At 26.7% G+C, this 22,701-nt stretch carries 20 protein-coding genes; 19 read left to right on the top strand and 1 reads right to left on the bottom strand.

Annotated features, from left to right (window positions below; genetic code table 11):
* Positions 1-10: 10 nt before the first annotated feature.
* The 6 genes from celB to AC4FQ1_RS05025 all read left to right on the top strand — a co-directional run bounded on the left by celB (position 11) and on the right by AC4FQ1_RS05025 (position 9,164).
* A complete protein-coding gene (celB, locus tag AC4FQ1_RS05050) occupies positions 11-1,363 on the top strand; it encodes a PTS cellobiose transporter subunit IIC (protein ID WP_491169114.1) in 1,353 nt (450 codons plus the stop codon).
* A 35-nt stretch (positions 1,364-1,398) separates the two neighbouring features.
* A complete protein-coding gene (locus AC4FQ1_RS05045) occupies positions 1,399-1,920 on the top strand; it encodes a GrdB-related putative oxidoreductase (protein ID WP_303130565.1) in 522 nt (173 codons plus the stop codon).
* A 56-nt stretch (positions 1,921-1,976) separates the two neighbouring features.
* Positions 1,977-2,939 (top strand): glycosylasparaginase, encoded by a 963-nt coding sequence (locus AC4FQ1_RS05040; protein ID WP_303130809.1) that lies wholly within the window; start codon positions 1,977-1,979, stop codon positions 2,937-2,939.
* 152 nt (positions 2,940-3,091) lie between these two features.
* Positions 3,092-4,471 carry a Sapep family Mn(2+)-dependent dipeptidase gene (locus tag AC4FQ1_RS05035; RefSeq protein ID WP_491169113.1) on the top strand — a complete coding sequence of 460 codons (1,380 nt, stop codon included), beginning with the start codon at positions 3,092-3,094 and terminating at the stop codon, positions 4,469-4,471.
* Between the two features lie 449 nt (positions 4,472-4,920).
* Positions 4,921-6,075: an NAD(P)-dependent malic enzyme gene (locus AC4FQ1_RS05030; RefSeq protein WP_491169112.1), complete on the top strand. Its 1,155-nt coding sequence runs from the start codon at positions 4,921-4,923 to the stop codon at positions 6,073-6,075.
* Positions 6,076-6,275: 200 nt separating this feature from the next.
* Positions 6,276-9,164, top strand: coding sequence for a discoidin domain-containing protein (locus tag AC4FQ1_RS05025; protein WP_491169111.1), 2,889 nt, complete (start codon positions 6,276-6,278; stop codon positions 9,162-9,164).
* A gap of 171 nt (positions 9,165-9,335) precedes the next feature.
* Here AC4FQ1_RS05025 and AC4FQ1_RS05020 read toward each other — a convergent pair whose 3' ends face one another.
* Positions 9,336-9,782: a TM2 domain-containing protein gene (locus AC4FQ1_RS05020; protein ID WP_024615563.1), complete on the bottom strand. Its 447-nt coding sequence runs from the start codon at positions 9,780-9,782 to the stop codon at positions 9,336-9,338.
* A 439-nt stretch (positions 9,783-10,221) separates the two neighbouring features.
* Here AC4FQ1_RS05020 and AC4FQ1_RS05015 point away from each other — a divergent pair, with 439 nt between their 5' ends.
* From AC4FQ1_RS05015 to AC4FQ1_RS04955, 13 genes are all read left to right on the top strand, one after another.
* Positions 10,222-11,820 (top strand): peptide chain release factor 3, encoded by a 1,599-nt coding sequence (locus AC4FQ1_RS05015; RefSeq protein WP_303130804.1) that lies wholly within the window; start codon positions 10,222-10,224, stop codon positions 11,818-11,820.
* A gap of 481 nt (positions 11,821-12,301) precedes the next feature.
* The gene (wecB, locus tag AC4FQ1_RS05010; RefSeq protein WP_491169110.1) at positions 12,302-13,426 is read left to right on the top strand and encodes a non-hydrolyzing UDP-N-acetylglucosamine 2-epimerase; all 1,125 of its coding nucleotides are present in this window, start codon (positions 12,302-12,304) and stop codon (positions 13,424-13,426) included.
* A 76-nt stretch (positions 13,427-13,502) separates the two neighbouring features.
* Positions 13,503-14,474, top strand: coding sequence for a glycosyltransferase family 2 protein (locus AC4FQ1_RS05005; protein ID WP_491169109.1), 972 nt, complete (start codon positions 13,503-13,505; stop codon positions 14,472-14,474).
* Positions 14,475-14,492: 18 nt separating this feature from the next.
* Complete coding sequence (locus AC4FQ1_RS05000) at positions 14,493-14,894, top strand: GtrA family protein (RefSeq protein ID WP_491169108.1); 402 nt, start codon at positions 14,493-14,495, stop codon at positions 14,892-14,894.
* Between the two features lie 221 nt (positions 14,895-15,115).
* On the top strand, positions 15,116-15,844 hold the full coding sequence (locus AC4FQ1_RS04995) for a LytR/AlgR family response regulator transcription factor (RefSeq protein ID WP_491148473.1): 729 nt from the start codon (positions 15,116-15,118) through the stop codon (positions 15,842-15,844).
* 119 nt (positions 15,845-15,963) lie between these two features.
* Positions 15,964-16,494, top strand: a complete 531-nt coding sequence (locus tag AC4FQ1_RS04990) for a signal peptidase I (RefSeq protein WP_491169107.1) — start codon at positions 15,964-15,966, stop codon at positions 16,492-16,494.
* Between the two features lie 44 nt (positions 16,495-16,538).
* A complete protein-coding gene (locus AC4FQ1_RS04985; protein WP_491169106.1) occupies positions 16,539-17,138 on the top strand; it encodes a BsaA family SipW-dependent biofilm matrix protein in 600 nt (199 codons plus the stop codon).
* 40 nt (positions 17,139-17,178) lie between these two features.
* Positions 17,179-17,862 (top strand): LPXTG cell wall anchor domain-containing protein, encoded by a 684-nt coding sequence (locus AC4FQ1_RS04980; protein ID WP_491169105.1) that lies wholly within the window; start codon positions 17,179-17,181, stop codon positions 17,860-17,862.
* Positions 17,849-18,457, top strand: coding sequence for a hypothetical protein (locus tag AC4FQ1_RS04975; RefSeq protein ID WP_491169104.1), 609 nt, complete (start codon positions 17,849-17,851; stop codon positions 18,455-18,457). Before AC4FQ1_RS04980 ends, AC4FQ1_RS04975 begins: the two co-directional genes overlap by 14 nt.
* A 9-nt stretch (positions 18,458-18,466) precedes the next feature.
* Complete coding sequence (locus AC4FQ1_RS04970; protein WP_491169103.1) at positions 18,467-20,146, top strand: vWA domain-containing protein; 1,680 nt, start codon at positions 18,467-18,469, stop codon at positions 20,144-20,146.
* The gene (gene srtB, locus AC4FQ1_RS04965) at positions 20,088-20,840 is read left to right on the top strand and encodes a class B sortase (RefSeq protein WP_491169102.1); all 753 of its coding nucleotides are present in this window, start codon (positions 20,088-20,090) and stop codon (positions 20,838-20,840) included. The genes AC4FQ1_RS04970 and srtB overlap by 59 nt, the downstream gene beginning before the upstream one ends.
* Positions 20,841-21,311: 471 nt before the next feature.
* Positions 21,312-22,037 (top strand): YveK family protein, encoded by a 726-nt coding sequence (locus tag AC4FQ1_RS04960; RefSeq protein WP_491169101.1) that lies wholly within the window; start codon positions 21,312-21,314, stop codon positions 22,035-22,037.
* Between the two features lie 8 nt (positions 22,038-22,045).
* Entirely contained in the window at positions 22,046-22,696 is a 651-nt protein-coding gene (locus AC4FQ1_RS04955; protein ID WP_491169100.1) for a CpsD/CapB family tyrosine-protein kinase, read from the top strand.
* Positions 22,697-22,701 lie beyond the last annotated feature (5 nt).

The raw sequence follows: 22,701 nt of genomic DNA, 5'->3' as shown, positions 1-22,701 counted from the left end.
GGAACTTATTATGAACTTTATAATGAAAAAGTTTGAAAAGATATTAATGCCTATGGCAGAAGTTATAGGAAAAAATAAATATTTAATAGCAATAAGAGATGGTTTCTTAATATCAACACCACTTCTTATTGTGGGATCATTATTCTTACTTATAGCAAACTTCCCTATTCCAGGATGGAATGATTGGGTAGCACAATTTTTAGGTGAAGGATGGGCAGCTAAACTTACAACTCCAGTTGCAGCAACTTTTGATATTATGACAATACTAGCTATAGTAGGTATTGCATATAGTTTAGCGAGACAACTAGATATAGATGCAATTCAGGCATCAGCTACAGCATTAGTTGCTTTCTTTATAGTTACACCTTATAAAATAAATTTTACTCCTAAAGAGCAAAATGTTGAATACATAGTAAAAGGTATTCCACTTGATTGGGTTGGATCAAAAGGATTATTCCTTGGTATGATTGTAGCTCTTGTTTCAGTAGTGATTTTTGCTAAAATTCTTAAAAAGGGATGGGTAATCAAGCTTCCAGCAGGGGTACCTCCAACAGTTGCAAAGTCATTTGAAGCATTAATACCAGCAGGTATAGTTATAATAGTATTCTTCTTAATAAATTATATTTTTGCAGCAACATCTTATGAAACAATTCATAATTTTGTATTTAATATGTTACAAGTACCACTATTAAAATTAGGTAATACATTACCAGCTATGGTAATTGCATATATTTTCTTACATGGATTCTGGTTCTTTGGAATTAATGGATCAAGTGTTGTTGGAGCTGTATTTAATCCAATATTAAAGGCATTATCAGTAGAGAATTTAGAAGCTTTCCAAGCAGGACAACCAATTCCAAATATAATTACAGGACAATTCCAAGATATGTTTGCTACATTTGGTGGAGCTGGAAGTACACTATCATTACTTATCGCAATAGTATTTATTTGTAAGAGTCAAAGGGTTACAAAGATTGGTAAACTTTCATTATTACCAGGAGTATTTGGTATTAACGAACCAATAATATTCGGATTACCAATAATGCTTAACCCAGTAATGTTAGTTCCATTTATGTTAATACCAACAATTAATATAATTATTTCTTATTTTGCAATGTCAAGTGGTTTAGTTCCATATACTAACGGAGTACAAATTCCATGGACAACACCACCAGTTATTTCAGGTTTCTTAGTGTCAGGATGGCAAGGTGCAGTATTACAAGTATTACTAATAATTTTAGGTATAATTATTTATATTCCATTTATTAAAACAATAGATAATCAATACTTAAAAGAAGAATTAGAAGCAGCAGCTAATGAAGATGAAGATGATGATTTAGATTTCGATGATTTAGATTTATAAAATTTATTATAAAAGTTTAGGAGGAAAGAAGAGCAATGGTTAAAGTATTATTAATATTAAATCATGTACAAGCTGGAATGGGAAGCGATGAAAATGCAGATTTACCACCAGCTGGAAAAAAATCAATAATAGGACCGGGAAAGATGATGGAGCCTTACTTTAAAGAAATGGATGGTAAGATAGTTGCTACATTATATTGTGGTGATATGTATTATCAAAAAAACGAAGAAGAGGTGAAAAAGAAGTTCTTAGCAATGGCTAAGAAGCTAGGTCCAGATGTAGTAATATGTGGTCCAGCTCTTCATTATCCTAACTTTGGAGAAATGGCAGGTGGACTTGCTGAAGAAATTAATAATAATTCCGATATACCAGCATTTGCTGCTATGTCAGCTGAAAATCCAGCAACTACAAAGTATAAAGATAGAGTTATTGTTGTAAAAACACCTAAAAAAGGTGGGGTTGGATTAAATCAATCAATAGAAAATATTTGTAACATGGCAATAAAGCTTGCCAATAAAGAAAATATAGAAACTTTAAAGAAAGAAGTATGTTTCTAATAAAAAAACAAAAGGGTTAAAACTTTAAATTTGCAGTATGAGTGGAGGAATAAATTATGAAATGGGCTATGATAGCTACTTGGAGAATGGCAGTTGAAGGGATTACAGAAGCATCAGAAGATCTTAAAAATGGAGGATTTGCAGGGGATGCAATAGAAAAAGCTATAAAGGCAGTTGAGGACTTTCCTTATTATAAATCAGTAGGATACGGTGGACTTCCAAATGAGCATTGTGAAGTAGAGCTTGATGCAGCATATATGGATGGAGATACACTTTCAATAGGAGCAGTTGCTGGAATAAAAGATTACAGCAATCCAATAAGTATAGCAAGAAAATTAAGTGAAGAAAGATTTAATTGCTTTTTAGTTGGAGCAGGAGCAGAAGATTATGCACACAAAGAAGGTTTTGAAAGAAAAAATATGCTAACTGATAGAGCAAAACAACATTATAAGAAGAAAGTAAAAGAAACTTTAGAAAAAGGCTTAAGCCCATATGACGGTCATGACACAGTTGGTATGATAGCTGTAGATAAAGAAGGTAAAATGGTAGCTGGAACTTCAACAAGCGGACTTTTTATGAAGAGAAAAGGAAGAGTTGGAGATTCACCAGTATCAGGTTCAGGATTCTACTGTGATAGTGAAGTGGGGGGAGCGTCAGCTACAGGTCTTGGAGAAGACTTAATGAAAGGATGTATTTCATATGAAATAGTAAGATTAATGAAAGAAGGAATGCATCCACAAGAAGCTTGTGATAAAGCTGTTCAAGATTTAAATGATAAATTAACAAGAAAACGTGGAAAATCTGGAGATCTTTCATTAGTAGCACTTAATAATAAAGGTGAGTGGGGAGTTGCAACTAATATAGCTGGTTTTTCATTTTCAGTAGTTTCAGAAGATGAGGAACCAACAGTATATGTTTGTAATAAACAAGAGAACGGAAAAACTACTTATGAAAAAGCATCAGAAGAATGGTTACAAGCTTATCTTGATAGAATACATTCACCAATAACATTTGATTAATAATTTTAAGGTAGCTAATATTTAGCTACCTTAAATAATATAGTTAAAATTATTTTAAAATGTAATTTTAACTATGTTTAGTATATAAAATAATATTTTATATTTTAAATATAAAAATAATTTATTATTAATTATTTAAGGAGATGTGATTTATGAAAGAGGTAAAAGATGATCTTAATATAAAGTTTAAAGAAAAAGTTTTAAGCTACAAAGATGAGCTTATAGAAAGTATAAGAAGACTAGTTAAAATAGATAGTATTGAAGGGGAAGCTAAAGATGATGCACCATTTGGTGAAAATCCTAAAAGAGCATTAGAAGAAGCATTAAAAATAGCAAAGGAACTTGGATTTAAAACAAAAAATATAAATAATGCTATTGGTTATGCTGAATTAAGTTTAGGAGAAAATTGTAGTGATGATTATATTGGAGTAATTGGACATGTTGATATAGTTCCAGTTGGTAAAGGATGGTCATATAATCCTCTTGATGTAACAGAAGCAAATGGAAAAATATATGGTAGAGGTGTTTTGGATAATAAAGGACCAATAATGTCAGTTCTTTATGGCGCAAAAGTAATAAAAGATTTAAATATACCCTTATCTAAAAAAATAAGAGTTATTTTTGGTACTAATGAAGAAACAGGATTTAAAGATATTCCTTATTATTTAAATTCAGAAAAACCACCTGTAATGGGATTTACTCCAGATTGTAAATATCCAGCAGTATATGGTGAAAGAGGAATACTTGATGTAACAATATGGAGTAATGAAATAAAAAATTATTATGTAGAAAATATTAAAGGTAATTTTAGAAATAATATGGTTCCAGATTTTGCAGAAATATGCATAAAGAGAAATGAATTTTTAAAAGGTGAAAGTACAAGTTGGGAAACAAATATAACTGAAAAGGTAAGTGCAAAAGGTAAACAAGCACCAGGAAATGCACCAGAGGTTGGGATAAATGCAGCTACAACTTTATGTAAAACATTAAATGGAATTGGAAGTTTTAAGGGTGAACTTGGCGAATTCTTTAAGTTTGTTCATAATAATTTTCATGAGAATCATTCATTAGAAAAGTCAGGAATAAAGTGTGAAGATGAAATATCAGGAAAACTTGTTATAAATCCATATAATATAAGTAAAAATGGTAATAAACTTGGAATATCAGTAGTATTTAGGTATCCAATAACTTATAAATATGAGGATATTATTGAAATAATAAATAGTATAAAAATAGAAGGATATGAAGTTGAAGTTAATAGAAGAATGGATTCAGTATGTTTTGATAAAGACCATATACTTCTTAAAGAATTACAAAAGGCATATGAAGGTGTTACAGGAGAAGATGGAACACCAGTTACAACTACGGGGGGTACTTATGCAAAAGTATTTCCTAATATAGTAGCTTTTGGACCATCATTTCCAGGTCAGAAGGGAATAGCACACAATAAAGATGAATATATGGATGTTAGTGATCTTTTATTAAATACAGAAATATTTACTAATGCTTTATATAATTTAGCTAAAGAGTGATAGTAATTAGATTAATTTATTATTTAAATATTTATTATTAAAATTTATAAACAAAAATAGTGTAAATGTTATCAAAAACTGTGATTAACTATTTTAGGTTGTGGATAATTTTTTATATTTATTTATGTTAAGAGATTTTAGATTTAAAATTTTTTGTTATTTAATTATATATTCTTATTAAATACAAGTATTATTAAAACTAATACTTGTATTTATAATTAGTTTTTTGAATAGAAATTTAATTATAATATGTTATTATAGTTTTATAATAAAAGCTATTTTTTAAAGTATTACTAATTTTTATATAAAATTTTATTATTATTTGAATGATTATTAATATTTAATTATGTAATAGTAACAATAAATAATTAATAAAGATATAGGCTATATTAATATCAATTGAAAATATAGATTAAAATATAATTTATAAATTGAAAGGGGATAGAGAAATGAATATATATGAAGAGGCGTTAAAGTTTCATGGAGAACTTAGAGGAAAGCTTGAAATTAAGTCAAGAGTTAAAGTTGAGAGTAAAGAGGATTTAAGTTTAGCATATACACCAGGAGTAGCTGAACCTTGTAGAAAAATTCATGAAAATAAGGAATTAGTAAATACATACACAAGAAAATGGAATACAGTAGCAGTAGTTTCAGATGGTACAGCAGTTTTAGGACTTGGAGATATTGGCCCAGAAGCAGCTCTTCCTGTAATGGAAGGAAAGAGTGTATTATTTAAGGAGTTTGCAGATGTTGATGCAATTCCAATAGTTTTAAATACAAAAGATGTTGATGAAATAGTTGATACAATAGTTAGAATATCACCAACTTTTGGAGGAATAAATTTAGAAGATATATCAGGACCTAGATGTTTTGAAATAGAAAAAAGACTTCAAGAAAAACTAGATATTCCAGTATTTCATGATGACCAACATGGTACAGCAATAGTTGTATTATCTGCTCTTATAAATGCACTTAAAGTTGTTAAAAAAGATAAAAAGGATATAAAGATTATTGTAAATGGTGCAGGAGCAGCAGGATGTGCTATAACAAAACTTCTTTTATCTTGGGGAGCTGGAAATGTTGTTATGGTAAATATAAATGGTGTTATTCATAGAGATATGGAACATGAAAGTGAAATTCATAGAGAACTATCAGAAGTTACAAATAAATATAATGAAAAAGGACATCTTAAAGATGTAATAAAAGGAGCAGATGTATTTATAGGAGTTTCAGCACCAAATGTATTAACAACTGAAATGGTTAAAACAATGAATAATGATTCAATAGTATTTGCAATGGCAAATCCAGTTCCAGAAATATTTCCAGAAGATGCTATAAAAGGTGGAGCAAGAGTTGTTGGTACTGGACGTTCAGATTTTAATAATCAAATTAATAATGTATTAGCATTCCCAGGAATGTTTAGGGGAGCTTTAGATGCAGGTGCTAAGAGAATAACAGAAGAAATGAAACTTGCAGCAGCTTATGCAATTGCAGACTCAGTTAAAGAGGATGAATTATGTGAAGAATATATAATGCCAAAAGCATTTGATAGAGATGTACAAATAAAGGTTGCTGAAGAAGTTAAGAAGGCGGCGATTAAATAAAATAATTAGTGATAATATTGAGTGTTTATCATAAATAATCATTAAATTTGAATAATTATTTAATAAAAAGTTAAAAAATATACAAATTTATTTACTCATATTAAATAGGATTGTATTATTTAATAGAAATCAATTACATTAAGTCTACATTTAAGATTTCAATATCTTAAATGTAGACTTTTTGCTTTATGGGGGAACATATGAAAAATAAAAAGATTCAAGCAATTATAATAGCTAGCGCTATGACTGTTAACTTAGTTGTACCATCAACTAATGTTTTAGCAGATGAATTAGGAAACAAGGTAGAAATTAATACTGTTTCTGAAAATACAGATATAAATAAAAATATATCTAGTACTATTTTGAAAAATAATGAAGTGAAAGAAGGTGAAAAAAATAATATAAATTTAAAAAATTCAGTTACGAACAAAAATGAAAGTATTACTAAAGACATTAGTAAAAAAGATAATACATATAAATTAGGTTGGAATAAGATAGGTGAAGATACATATTACATTGATACAGATGGGAATAAAAAGACTGGATGGCAAACAATAAATGGCATTAAATTTTATTTTGGACAAGATGGTAAGTTAAAAACTGGTTGGCAAAATATTGGTGATTCAAAATATTATTTTTGGGAATCTAATCAACCGGCAAAATGGTCAGGAACTCCTGTTGGAGCAATGGCTAATGATAATTGGATTCAAATAGATGGAGTATATTATAGTTTTAATAGTGATGGAAGGCTAAAAATAAAAGATATAGATTCAAAGAATGAATCAAATAAAAAATTAGAAGAAGACAATTTAAATACATTTATAAATAAAGAGTTAAGTAAGATAGATATAAGCAATGTAAGTGATGTATTAAATAATGAAGAACTAAATAAATATATTAACAAAAAAGAACTTATATCAAGAATAGGAGTAGATAGTTTAAATCAATTTAAAAATACTGATGATGTACATAAAAACTTTATGAATTGGCTTTTAAATAATAATGAAGCTATGGAATATTATTTAAGTGGTGGGCTACCATCAACAACAACTCAAGGTTCAATGGGAGCTTATCGTTATGAAAATAATTCAAAAGTAAATAAAGAAAAAGAAATAAGCGCATTAGAAGTTTGGTCAAAAATTTGGAATTTTGATAAGGAGTCACAAACTGGAATAAATTTAAAAATTGCTATAGCAACAGCATTAGAATTTGCAAGTCCAGTAAACACATGGCTTACAAATAAACCATTAGATTCAATATCAAGATACAATACTTTTAAAGATTCAAATAAAGAAGGAATACTATTTCCTTGCTTTAAAGATTTAAGTATAAAAGATTTAAGAAATGTAGTTAATGCAAAAATAACAGATGAAGATATAATATGGCTTAGACAATATGTAAAAGAGTTAACAGAAGGAAAAGAAGATAAAAAATTTAAATGGCAACATGATCATGTTCATAATCCAGATTTATTAAGTCAGGATAAAATAGCAAATATATGCTCAACAATACAATATACTAAAACAAACCCATATGGAAAAAGTATATTTGGAGCAGGATTTTATGGAGATAATCCAACAATAGAAAAGGTAGTTGAATATGGTGGAGTTTGTGGATCTATATCAAAGTTTAGTACAGCAGCATGTCAAGTATTTGGGGTACCTGCATATCCTGTAGGTCAACCTGGACATTGTGCATTTCTTCATTTAAATTCAAAAAATAATTGGCAACTAGGATATGATGTATTTGGATGGGAAAAGTCAGGTGGATATTATAATTCAATTCCATACATGTTAATAAATGAGGAGTTAAATTTAAATAATAATCAAGATGCATATATAAAATCTGAACAACTTAGAATTATTGCAAAAAATATTAATTCTAAAGAAATATCAGAAATTTTATTAAATGAAGCAATAAAAATTGAACCAATAAATTATATGGCTTTTGAAGATAAAATAAATATTATGATAAAAGATTCAAATACTACATTAGAGCAATATAGAGAATTAAATTTACAAATAATGAATAACTTTAAAAAGTATCCTCAAGTTATGGAAAATTTACTTATTAAAATTAGAGAGAAAGTATTAAATGGTGATAGAAAAGAAGTACAATATTATGTAAATAAATATGAACCAATACTTAGACAAGTTTCAGATAATAGACAAAAGCCTTATGCAAATAAGCTTTTAGGTGAAATGGTTCAAAACGGATTATATTTAGCAACGTTTAGTTTTGATGGCGTTAATGGAGGGAAGCTTGTTGGAGTAAAGAAAGGTATTGATGAATATAGTATTGATGGAGGAAAAACTTATAAGTTAGTTAATGAAGATTCACAAATGTTAAGTGAAGAAGAGATAAATAGTTTAACTTCTAAAAATGGAATATTAGTAAGAGTAAGGGGAAGTGAAAATCCAAATATAATTAAGATAAAAAAAGGTTCAAATATAAATATATCAATTAATGATGATGAAAACTTAATATTTGGTTTAAATAAAACTATGGAGTTTTCAAAAGATGAAGGAAAAACTTGGACTCAATATGATGGAAATAATTTAGGTGATTTAAGTGGAAATTTAGCATTATTAATTCGTAAGAAAGCAAAAGAAGATACATTAAGTAGTGATATAGTTAAAGTTAATTTTACGGATAATGAAGCTCCAAAAGGATTAATACTACATAAAAATATGAAAGTAAAAGCTTTTTCAAGTGAACAAAATAATTCAGATCAATCAGTTAATAATGCTATAGATGGAAATAAAAATACTATTTGGCATACAAAATGGGATAGAAGTGATAAAACACCATTTATAACAATAGAACTGAATAAAGAATATGACATAAAAAAGTTATCATATACACCAAGACAATCAGGAAATTATAATGGCAATATATCACAATATAATATATATACAAGTTTAGATGGTGAAAATTATACAAAAGTTAAATCAGGTTCATGGCAATCAAATAGAGAAGTTAAATTTGCAGATTTTAAGCAAACAAAAGCAAAATATGTAAAATTAGAAGTAGTAAATGGTGTTAATGGATTTGCATCAGCAGCAGACATAAGTTTATACACAGAATAAATTTTATTTATTACTTGTAATAGTTATAAAGGAAAAGTAAAAATATATAATACTTAAATTAAAAATAAAAAATAAATAAACAATAAAAGGGGCTTAAAATTTAAGCCTCTTTTATGTTTTAAAAATATTTTTTTAAGTATTTAAATATTAAAAAAATTAATTATAAAATCATTAACAATAGAATCCATTAACTGGTTCTAGATTACCAACTAATATTCTTATAAAGTCAATAAGTGCCCATATAAAAACTACAAAGGTTGTAATTCCAAAAGTAAAAAATCCTAAGAAAAATAATACTAAAAATATAATTCCATAAGTTGTATATCCAAGATAAAATCTATGAATTCCAAGATTACCAAGAAAGAATGCAAGTAAGGCAGCAGCAAGTTTAGATTTTCCTTGACCATTAACAGTATCATTTGCCATATCTTTTAATTTTTTTGTAAATGGATCTTTTAATGAACAACCACACTTTAAGCAAACTTCTTGTGTTTCGCTAGATACGGATTCTCCACAGTTACCACAAAAATTTTTGCAATCACCAACTTTTGTTCCACATTTTACACAAATTACAGCTTTTTCATTTTCAATTTTTTCTCCACAGTTTTTACAATACAAAATATTCACATCCAATCAATAATATATTCCATAAATATTATGATTAATAAGACATTATTATGATTACAAGATTAGTAATTATAAATGGTAGATTTTTAAATGCATTAAGTTTTAAGAAAAAGTGTATTAAAGATATTATTTTAAATAAGATAGAATACTTATTACTGATTAGCTTGCATTAAATTCAAAAAAAAAATTAGTTTAAATAGGGAACATATAAATAAAATTGTTAATGAAAGAAATGAAAGATTGGAAAATTAAAAGAATTGGTATATTTACGATAAATTAGAGAAAAAATTAAAATTAAATAAGGGTTTTTAAGTTATGTACATTGAGCCTGTAACTATGTTATAATCGAGGGTAGATTGTAATAATATAGATAACATAATTTTTAATATGGAAATAAAAAAGTACTATTAATATATAAGGAGGAAATATCTTGGCTGATTTTAAAAAAGAAATAGAAAAAAGAAGAACCTTTGCAATAATTTCTCACCCAGATGCAGGTAAAACAACATTAACAGAAAAATTCTTATTATATGGAGGAGCTATAAGACTTGCAGGTTCAGTAAAAGCAAGAAAAGCTTCAAAACATGCAGTATCTGACTGGATGGAAATTGAAAAACAAAGAGGAATATCTGTAACATCATCAGTTATGCAATTTAACTATGGTGGACACTGTATAAACATATTAGATACTCCAGGTCACCAAGACTTCTCAGAGGATACATATAGAACTCTTATGGCAGCGGATTCAGCAGTAATGGTTGTTGATGCAGCTAAAGGGGTAGAGGATCAAACAAAAAAATTATTCCATGTTTGTGCATTAAGAGAAATGCCAATATTTACTTTTGTAAATAAGATGGATAGAGAATCACAAGATCCATTCCAATTATTAGAGGATATTGAAAATGAACTTGGAATTAAAACATATCCAATGAACTGGCCAATAGGCTCAGGTAAAGAATTTAAAGGTGTATATGAAAGAGATAACAAAAGAATTATAGCATTTACAGGTGGAGCTCACGGACAAAAAGAAGTTGAAGCTATAGATGGTGATGTTGACGATCCTAAATTCAAAGAAATATTAGGAGAAGCACTTCATGAAAAATTAATGGAAGATATAGAGCTTCTTGATATAGCTGGAGATGAATTTGATGTAGAGAAAGTAAGAGCAGGGGAACTTACTCCAGTATTTTTTGGATCAGCTCTTACAAACTTTGGTGTTGAGCCGTTCTTAGAACATTTCTTAGAAATGACAACATCACCACTTGGAAGAAAATCAAGTATAGGTGATATAGATCCATTTGATGAAAAATTCTCAGCTTTTGTATTTAAGATACAAGCAAATATGAATAAGGCTCATAGAGATAGAATTGCATTTATGAGAATATGTTCAGGTAAGTTTGAAGCTGGAAAAGATTATTTCCATATGCAACAAAATAAAAAAATAAAACTTACTCAACCACAACAATTTATGGCTCAAGACAGAGAAATTGTTGAAGAAGCTTATGCAGGAGATATAATTGGGGTATTTGATCCAGGTATATTCTCAATTGGAGATACTATTTGTACACCATCAAAGAAATTTAAGTTTGAAGGAATACCAGCCTTTGCTCCAGAACATTATGCTAGGGTTAGACCAGTTGACACAATGAAGAGAAAACAATTCATTAAAGGAGTTACTCAAATAGCACAAGAAGGAGCAATCCAAGTATTTAAAGAACTTCATATCGGTATGGAAGAAATAATAGTTGGTGTTGTTGGTGTTCTACAATTTGAAGTATTAGAATATAGACTTAAAAATGAATATAACGTTGATATAAAGATGGAAAGATTACCATACAGATTTGTTAGATGGATTGAAAATGATGCTAACATTGATGTTGATAAGTTAAACTTAACATCAGATACAAAGAAAGTAAAAGATTTAAAAGATAGAAACTTACTTATATTCCAAAACACTTGGGGAATTAGCTGGGCGTTAGAGCATAATCCAGGGGTAGTATTATCAGATGTAGGAAAGTCAGAAGAATAGTAGTATAGTTATATATTAAAAAGTGATTTATTATATTACAGGTAGAATGTTTAATTTAATAAAAGTATTTTGATTGTCTTTTTCTTAAATATTAATAAGATTTTTGAAGTTTATTTTATTTAGATATATTAGAATTTTATTATAGTTATTATAAAATCAATGAAATACTAGAATCTTATTTAAATATTCTACTAAGTAATATAATAATCAATTATTGTAAATGATAGATAATATATTATTTAAAATTAATAGCTTACATTAAGTAGACTAGAAATTTTGGATGTTAGCAATAATTAAAAAGTAAATGTTTAGCTTAGAAATTTACAGTTAAATATTTAAGTTAAGCATGTTAGCTAAAGATAAGTTATAAATTACATAAATATAATTTAAGGAAATATAAATTATAAGAAGAAAAATTTTAAATATTAATTTTAATATTAATCAGCAGTTTATGCTACATTTTAAAGGACGGTAGATTACTATGAAAAAGATAAAAGTATTATCAGTTTTTGGAACAAGACCTGAAGGAATAAAAATGTGTCCATTAGTTAAGGCACTTGAAAAAGACGATAGATTTGAATCAATAGTATGTGTAACAGCACAACATAGAGAAATGCTTGATACAGTACTTGAAATATTTGATGTTCATCAAGATTATGATCTTGATATAATGGCTCACGGACAAACGATAGTTGATATATCAAGTAAAGTTTTAAAGGGAGTGGATGAAGTAATTAAAAAATGTCAGCCAGATATAGTGTTAGTTCACGGAGATACTTCAACAACTTTAAATGGAGCACTTGCTGCATTTTATAATCAAGTTCCAGTAGGACACGTAGAAGCTGGACTTAGAACATATGACATATATTCACCATTCCCAGAAGAAGCAAATAGAAAACTTACAGGTGCTATAACAACACTTCATTTTGCTCCAACAAAAACAAATAAAGCTAATCTTTTAAAAGAAGGTGTAGCAGAAGAAAAAATATTTATTACAGGAAATACAGTAATTGATGCATTACTTAGTGTAATAGATGATACATTAATGTTTGAACAGCCAATATTAAATGATATAGATTATAAAAATAAAAATGTAATATTACTTACAACTCATAGAAGAGAAAATTGGGGAGAGCCAATGGAAAATATCTTCAAAGCAATGATTAAGCTTATTGAAGAAGATGAAAGGGTAGAAGTTATATTCCCAATGCACAAAAATCCTGCAATAAGAAAGTTAGCTCATAAATATTTTGATGAATATGCAGGAAGAGTATTCTTAATAGAACCTCTTGAGTATGTTGAATTTGCAAATCTTATGTCAAGAGTTAAGCTTATAATGACAGATTCAGGTGGAATTCAAGAAGAAGCACCAACACTTGGAAAACCAGTAATGGTACTTAGAACAGAAACAGAAAGACCAGAAGCAGTTGAAGCAGGTACAATAAAACTTGCAGGAATTGAAACAGATAAAATTTATGAAGAAGCTAAGAAGCTTTTATTAGATGAAGAAGCATATAAAGAAATGGCACATGCAGAGAATCCATATGGAGATGGAACAGCTTGTATAAAGATATTAGATGTGATAAGCAATTACTTTTCTAAATAATTATAAAAATTACTCAATTAGATACCACCAAAAAGCTATAAATTTTGGTGGTATTTACAAAGTAGGAGGAATATAAATGGATAAGCTTTATTTAGTAATACCTTGCTATAATGAAGAAGAAGTACTTCATGAAACTAGTAAGAGATTACTTGATAAAATGAATACAATGATTGAAAGAGAATTGATACATAAAGATAGTAAAATTCTTTTTGTAAATGATGGTTCAAAGGATAAAACTTGGAGTATAATTGAAGAATTACATAATCAAAATGATATTTTTTCAGGAGTTAATCTTTCAAGAAATAAGGGGCATCAAAATGCGCTTCTTGCAGGTCTTATGACTGCAAAAGAATATGCAGATATGACAATATCATTAGATGCAGACCTTCAAGATGATATTGATGTTATAGATAAATTTGTTGAAGAATATTATAGTGGATCAGATATAGTATATGGTGTTCGTTCATCTAGAGCAACAGATACATTTTTTAAAAGAACAACTGCTCTTGGGTTTTATAAGTTTATGAATACACTTGGAGTTGATGTGGTTTATAATCATGCTGATTATAGACTTATGAGCAAGAGAGCTCTTGAAGGTTTAAGTGAGTTTAAAGAAGCAAATCTTTTTTTAAGAGGAATAGTCCCACTTATAGGATATAAGTTTTCAATTGTAGAATATGAACGACATGAAAGATTCGCAGGAGAATCAAAATATCCTCTAAAGAAAATGCTTACATTTGCTTGGGATGGAATAACATCATTTAGTGTAAAGCCAATTAGAATAATAACAAGCTTAGGATTCTTTATATTTTTCATAAGCTTTATTGCAATAATATATTCACTTGTTTCTAAATTTATGGGAAATGCACAAGCTGGTTGGACTTCACTTACTGCTTCAATATGGATGATTGGTGGAATTCAACTTTTATCTCTTGGAGTAATTGGGGAATATATAGGTAAAATTTATACTGAAACAAAGAGAAGACCAAGATTTATTATAAAAGATACATTAATTGATGGAAAAAAAGAAAATGTTAGAGATATATAAAGAAATAGGGGAGAGGTTATGGGAGAAGTAATAAAAAAAATAAAGGATACTTTCTTCAATAAACAATTTATATTATTTGTAATAATAGGTGTTATAAATACATTTAATGGAGTTGTTTTTTCATATATATATTCAAGCTTTTTAAATGAAAATGTAGCCTTTGTATTTGGATATATATCAGGGCTTGTTATATCTTATATTTTAAATAGTTATATAACATTTAGAGAGAGATTGGAATTTATTAAATTTATAAAATTTGCAATATCTTATATACCAAATTTTATAATTCAAAATATAATTGTTTTAATTGTATTCAATATGATGGGATTTGATAAGCTTATTGCTTATGCACTTGCTGCAATAATAGGGGTTCCTGTTACTTTTATATGTATGAAATTTTTTGCATTTAAAGAAAAATAAAAATTTAAATTAAAAATACTTAATAAATATTATTTTTAATAAAATTTATTAAAAGAGTTATGAAAATTAATTTTCATAACTCTTTTTTTATTTACTAATATTTTTAAATAATAAAAATAAATAAATAGTTAATAAATAGTTAATAAATAGTAAATAAAAATAATTGCAAAAAGAAATATAGGTGTTAAAATATAGTAAAAATAAAACTTATGAGGTGATATATGGTTAATATAGCAATATGTGATAATGATTTAAATGATATTAAAAAATTAGAATACATTTTAAAAATAATATCAATAAATAAAAACATAAAAATGAACATTGAAAAATTTAATCATGGTAAGGAACTTATGAGAGTTTATAAAAATGATGTAGCAAAATATAATGTTATATTTTTAGAAGTTGATTTGGATGATATTAATGGAATTGATGTTGCTAAATATATTATAAAGAGAGATAGATTTGTAAAATTTATAATTTTAAGTAGAACTAAGAAGTATGTATTTGAAGGGTATGAAATATTAGCAGTTAATTATCTATTAAAACCTGGAATTAGGGATAGAATAGAGAAAGAATTATTTAGAGCTCTAAAAATAGATAATGATAAAGAAAATTTTCATGAGATAAGTAAAAAAGGAATAAAAAAATTAATTGAAATTAATTCAATATATTATTTTGAGGTAAATCATAGAAAGATAAATGTATTTATGAATGATTGGCAAGTTGATTATTATGAAAAACTTGAAAATATAGAAAAAAAGCTTTCAGAAAGAGGTTTTATAAGGTGCCATAGAAGTTATATGGTGAATTTATCTAAAATAAATGAAATTATAAAAAATGAACTAATTTTAATAAATGGAAGTATATTGCCTATAGGTAGAAAATATAAGAATAATTTAATTAAAACATTAAATTATTATAGAAATTTAAGAAATGAAATTTCTTTATGATTTATATAAATTAGACTTTTTATGTAATTTATTACATTTAAAATGTAATTAAGTACAATAATGTTTTATCAAATTATAAAAAATGGTATAAGTTATTAGGGAAGGGTGAGGTCTTAAATATGGAAGGAACAAAAAATAAAATTTTTTTTTGGAAGTATTTAAAAAATATTATTTTTTATTTTTTAGTATTTATTTTTTTGTTAATAGCTTTATTTTCAATAATGGGTAATAAGGGAATAGGTGGATATAGATCTTTTAATATACTAACTGGTAGTATGAGTCCTAATATAAATCCAGGGAGTTTAATTATAACTAAAAAGGTAGATGTAAATAAAATAAAAGAAAATGATGTAATAACTTTTAAGGGGAGTAATACAAACAACGTTACTACACACAGAGTGGTTGAGGTTATTAATGATAAAAGTGGAAGAATTAAATTTCAAACTAAGGGAGATGCAAATGATGTTTTAGATCCTATGTTAATTGGACAAGATCTTGTTGTTGGGAAAGTAATTTGTTCAATGCCATATTTAGGATCAATTATTAACTTTATTATAAAATTTAAGTTTATAATTATGGCTTTAGTAATATGTTCATTAGTATTAAGTAGCATATTTGATAATAAAGTTAAGATTAAAGGGAATATATAAATAAATTTTATATATAAATATTTGAATTTTGGGAGGATTATTTTATGGGAAAAAAGAAAATTATAGGACTATGTTTAGCAGTAGGACTAATGGTTGGAGTTGTTGGAGGATCACTTGCTTGGTTTACTGATACTGATACAGTAACTAACAATTTTGCAACACAAGGAGATGGAACAGAGAATAACAATGGAATAGAGATACATGAAGACTTTGAGTCAGAATTAGCTCAACAAGCTTTACCTGGAACAAAGGTTAATAAAGATGTTAGGGTAGAAAATAAAGCTTCATACCCACAACTTATTAGAGTGGAATTTAAAAAAATTTGGCAAGATGGTGGAGATCTAAAACCTGAATTTATAGAGTTAGGATTTCAAAATTTAACTACAACTGGACAAGAAGGTAAATGGATTGAAGGAACTGATGGTTATTATTACTTTAATAAGGTTGTAGAATCTAATGGATTTACTACTGATCTTTTAGATTATGTTAAATTAAGTAAAAATATAGACAATACTTATAAAAATAAAAAATATGATGTTGTAGTTAATGCAGAAAGTATTCAAGCATCAAATGGAGCTGTAAGTGACGCTTGGAAGGGTGCACCAGATGAAATAAAAAAATTAGGTGGAACTTTAGAAAAATAATATAAATAATTTTATATATAATATTTAAAGGAGTGAAAAAATGAGCAAGGTTTTAAAGACTATTGTTATGTCTTTATCACTTCTTTTAATGATTGGAATAACGGGGGTTGCAGATGAACTTGCACCCCCTAATGTTGAATTAGAAGGAAATTCTGAAGGTATAGTGTATATTCCAGGAGATGAGCCTTTTTTGCAATTTAACAATATGATTCCAGGAGATAAAATAAAAAGAAGCTTGATAATGAATAACAAACATTCAGAAGAATATGAAATATTTTTAAGAGCAGAAAGAATTAATGAAAAAGAAGAATTTGATTTATTAGAAAAATTAAATATGAATATAATACATGATAATAAAGTGTTACATGATGGAGATGCAACAGGCGCTCCAAGTATAGAAGAGGATATATCACTTGGAGTTATAAATCCAGGTGAAAAAAAAGAAATTACTGCTGAGGTAATTCTTAATGGATCAGAAACAGGAAATGAATATAAGGGAAAAGAAGGTTCTGTAAGATGGATTTTTACAGCAGTAAGAACAGGAAATACAGATGATAATACAGTAAAGCCAAACTTACCTAATGATACAAATGGCAATATATCAACTAGACCACCAAAAACAGGAGATAATGGTATATTAAATTATTTATTAATAATTGTTATTGGAGCTATATTACTTGTAGTCATAAATAGAAAGGGAGGTAAGCAAAATGAAAAAAACTAAAATAATCATATGTGCGGCACTTGCATTTTCAATATTTTGCTCTACTGAATTAAGTACAAAGGTTTATGCTATGGGTAAAGAAGTTATTGGATGGTTTACAGATAGTGATCAAGTAACCAATAATTTTAATTTAGCAACTATTGATATAAATACAGATGAATCTTTTACTCCAGCAGAGAATTGGAATGGAGATAAGTATGAGAAAATAGTTAAAGTTAAAAATGAAAGCACAGCAAATGCTTTAATTAGAATATCTATAAATCCAAGATGGGTTGATGAGAACGAAAATTCATGGGCAGGAGATATTAATTTTATTCAGTTAAATTTTTCAGATAGTAATAAATGGGTGAATGGAAATGATGGGTATTACTATTATAATGAAATTTTACCTAAAGGGGATACAACTGATGAGATTTTAAATTCTGTTCAGTTAAATATCCCAAAAAATTTAAAAGAAAGATATAAAGGAAAGACTGTAATAATTGATGTAAGTTCAGAAGCTGTACAAGCAACCGAAGAAGGATATAAAGCTATATGGAAAAATTTAAATTCTGATATAGAAAATATGTTAAATGGATTATGCAAAGGGAGGTAAAGGTAATTTATGAGAATGAAAAGAAGAAGAAAAAACAAATTAGTATTAAAAAAATATGCCTTTATCTTAGGTATTTTAATGTGCATTACAGGTTTTATAACATTATTATTTTCAGAGTTTGATGTTTATGCAAATAATAATATAAAAACTTCTGAAAGCTTTAATGAAGTAAATGGAATAAAGTATCTTAAAACAGCAACTCCAACAGATGAAGAAGGAGTATATGAGATTACATTTAATGTAAAGGGTACTCCAACTACTGAAATAATTCCATCAGATATAGTTATGGTAATGGATACATCAGGTAGTATGAGAAATGATATGAAAACATTAAAAGCATCTATGAATAAATTTGTAGATGAAGTTTTAAAAATAAAAGATACAAGGGTATCAGTAATTGAATTTGCAGGTCCAAGTAATTACTATACAACAGGAAAAAGTTCAGATGCTAAATTAATTCAAGATTTTAGTAAAAATGCACAAACTATAAAATCACAAATACAAAAAACAGTATCAGGTGGTGGTACAAATGCTCAAGCAGCATGGCAATCTGTTAAAAATCAATTAAATAACGCAAGAAAAGAAAGTAAAAAATATGTTGTATTTTTCACAGATGGTATACCAACAGTTAAAAATGGAATTACGTCAGTTCAAGATACAAGGGTAGATAAAATAAGAGAAAAAATAAAACCAGATACTATAAATGCATATAATGAAGCGATAAAAGATAAAAGTGTAAAAGTATATTCTATAGGATTATTAGATAATATAAAAGGAGATAATTCAAATACAACAAAAAGAATGAGAGAATTATCTAAAGAAATTTTAAATGAAACTCAAAATGCTGGTACTTATTTTATTGAAGGTGGGAACAGTAACTTAGGTAGTATATATGAGGAAATAGCAAATAATATAATTACAGATATGTCAATGTCTAAAAACACTATTATAGCAGATGAAGTAACAAAAGAATTTGATATAATACCAAATTCAAATATACAAGTAATAAAACCAGGAGTAGATGGAAAAAAAGATGAAATATTAAATATAAAACCAAATATTGAGGGTAATAAAATATCATTTAATCTTGGTGATGTTGGAACAGAAGGAAGAATAATAAAGTTTAGAATAAAACTTAAAGATGAGTATTATGGAATAGGGGATGAAAAAATAAAAACAAACGTAAATGCAACAATGAATTACAAAGATAAAAATAATCAAGATAAAGAAATAACATTCCAAGTTCCAGAAGTTAATATTCCTTATAAACAAGGTTCAATAACTATAGAAAAAGAAGTAATAAATAAAGATGGCTTAAAAGCTCCTAAAGATGATAACTTTAATATATTATTAAAGGGAAATGGTAATAGTTATGCATTTAATTTAAAGGCTGGAGAAAGTAAAAAAATAAACTTTACATTAAAGCATAAAGATGCTAAAGTTTCAGATGAAAATTTAGCAAAACAGGATTTCTTAAATATTGGAGAATTTAATATTAAGGAAATAGTTCCAATGAATTATGAAATTCAAAGTATAACTGTCAATAATAAAAATGTAACTGATAATCCTAAAGTTACAATTAATAACGTGAATACAGATATAAAAATAAAAATAACAAATAAATATGTAAATGATAATTATTTCTATGATAAAGATGAAAAGAAGAATGTACTTAAGGTTAGCAAGTAAATTTAAATTATTAATAAGTGTAATATTGATAATTATGATAATTATAAGCAGTTTTATTTTAGTAAATAAAGTAAATAGTTATAAAAAAGCAAAGAACACCTATAAAGAATTATTAAATATAAAAAATGAATTAAATAAGAAAGATCAAATATTGCATAGTAAACTAAAAGCTATAAATAAGGATTATAAGATGTGGCTCCAAGTTGAAGGTACAAGTATAAACTATCCAGTAGTTCAAGGAGCGGATAATGAGTATTATTTAAATCATGATTTTAACAATAATATAAATAGTTCTGGAAGTATTTTTATTGATTATAAAAATGATATAAAAGAAGATAAAAATATAATTGTTTATGGACATAATATGAAAAATAAAACTATGTTTCAGCCACTTATTAATTTTAAAGAAAAACAATTTTTTGAGAAGAATAAATATATAATACTAACTGTTAATAATAAGGAATATAAATATGAGATATTTGCAAGCTATTTAATTGATGCAAATGTTGATGAATTAAAAATAAGTTTTTCATCAAATAAAGATTTTCTTAATTATATAAAAAAAATCAAAGAAAAAAGTTTATATAATAGAAATTTAAATATAAAAAATGATGATAAAATTATAACTTTAAGCACTTGTAGTTATGAAACTAAAAGTACTAGAATTGTAGTTTGTGGAAAATTAATAAAATAAAATAATTTAATTTAAAATAAGGTTGGATATAAAGTAATATCCAGCCTTATCTATTTAAGGTATTTATAACTTAAATAGAATAAAATTTCCAATTAAAAACTTTTCAACTTTTTTACACAGTTAAAATTTAACAATATTTGATAAATTATATAAAATATATATGAATTTATTAATTTAAGTTTAAATAAGCAAATTTTTATGTTAATTATACATATTAAGTTTAATAAAAAGAAAAAATAATCCTTTAAAAGTAAAAAAAGGAGAAAAAATATATTAAAAAAATTACAAGTTTCTTAACATTTAAAGAAAAATATAGTAGAATAACAAAGTAATACAAAATAGTATTAAAAAAATGTGAATTTATAATATATAATATGTTAAAAAAAGATAAATATTAATGGAAAAAGGAAGAATAAATTCATATTTATGTTATAATTTCAAAGGAAATGTAAAAAATACGGGGGAACTTAAATGAAAGAAGAAAATATTAATATTAGTGAAATCTTTGAAGCTCTTAAAAAGAGATACAAAATGATAATTGGTATAACATTAGCATTTACAATTATTGCTGGAATTATAAGCTTTTTCGTAATAAAACCAAAATATGAAGTTACAACAAAGCTTTTTATTGGTAAACAAGAAAGTAAAACAGAACAATATAATAGTAATGATGTAATGATGTATCAAAAATTACTTCAAACTTATGCTGAAGTTATAAAAACTGATGATTTAATAGAAAAAGGCTTAAAGAAAGCAAATGTAAGTCATGATATTAAAGATATAAATGATGTAGAGGCAAGCTTAAAAGTTACTCCAAGAGCTGATACTCAAATACTTGAAATATCTTATACTGGAACAGATAAAGATGAAGTTGCACGTGTAGTAAAAGGAATTACAGATGAATTCATAAAAGAATCAAAGCAACTTATTCCAAATGGAAATGTTAAAGTTATAGAAAAAGTAAAAGTTCCAGAAAAGCCAGTAAGTCCAAATAAAAAACTTAATATACTTATAGCTTTTGTACTTGGTCTTATGGTAAGCGTTGGATTAGCATTACTTTTAGAATTTATGGATAATACATATAAGTCAAAAGAAGAATTAGAAGATGACTTAGATTTACCTGTTATTGGTGTTATACCAGAGCTTGATGATGAAACTAATAATAGAGATGTAAAGAGAAAGAAAGGTAGAAGGTAGGTGGAAATATGTTAATAGTTGAAAAACAGCCAAAATCAATACCAGCAGAAAGTTATAGAACTTTAAGAACTAATATTCAATATTCATCTTTTGATAAAGAAATTGAAAAAATATTAGTTACAAGTTCAGAACCAGGAGAAGGAAAATCAACAACAGCTGGAAACTTAGCACTTGCCTTTTCACAAGATGAAAAGAAGGTATTACTTATAGATTGTGACCTTAGAAAGCCAAGTATTCATAAGAAGTTTAGAATATCAAATAATATTGGTCTTTCAGATGTTGTAATTGATAGTTCAAAATTTAGTAAAGCAGTAATACATCACACGGAACATCTTGATGTATTACCATCAGGTAAAATTCCGCCAAACCCTTCAGAGCTTTTAGGTTCAAAAGCAATGGAAAATTTACTTAATGAACTGCAAAAACATTATGATTTAATAATACTTGATACTCCACCAGTTCATGCAGTTACTGATGCTCAAATACTTTCAACAAAAGTTGATGGGGTTTTGCTTGTAGTAAGAGCAGAAAGAACTAAAAAAGATTCAGTTGCATCAGCAAAGGCATCACTTGAAAAAGTTAATGCTAATATTTTGGGAGTTGTGTTAAATGGTGGAGAAAGAAGCTCAGGAAAATATTATTATTACTACGCTGACTAGGAGGA

The organism is Clostridium sp. TJA020 (assembly GCF_058310295.1).
This window is presented reverse-complemented; position numbering and strand designations above follow the sequence as displayed.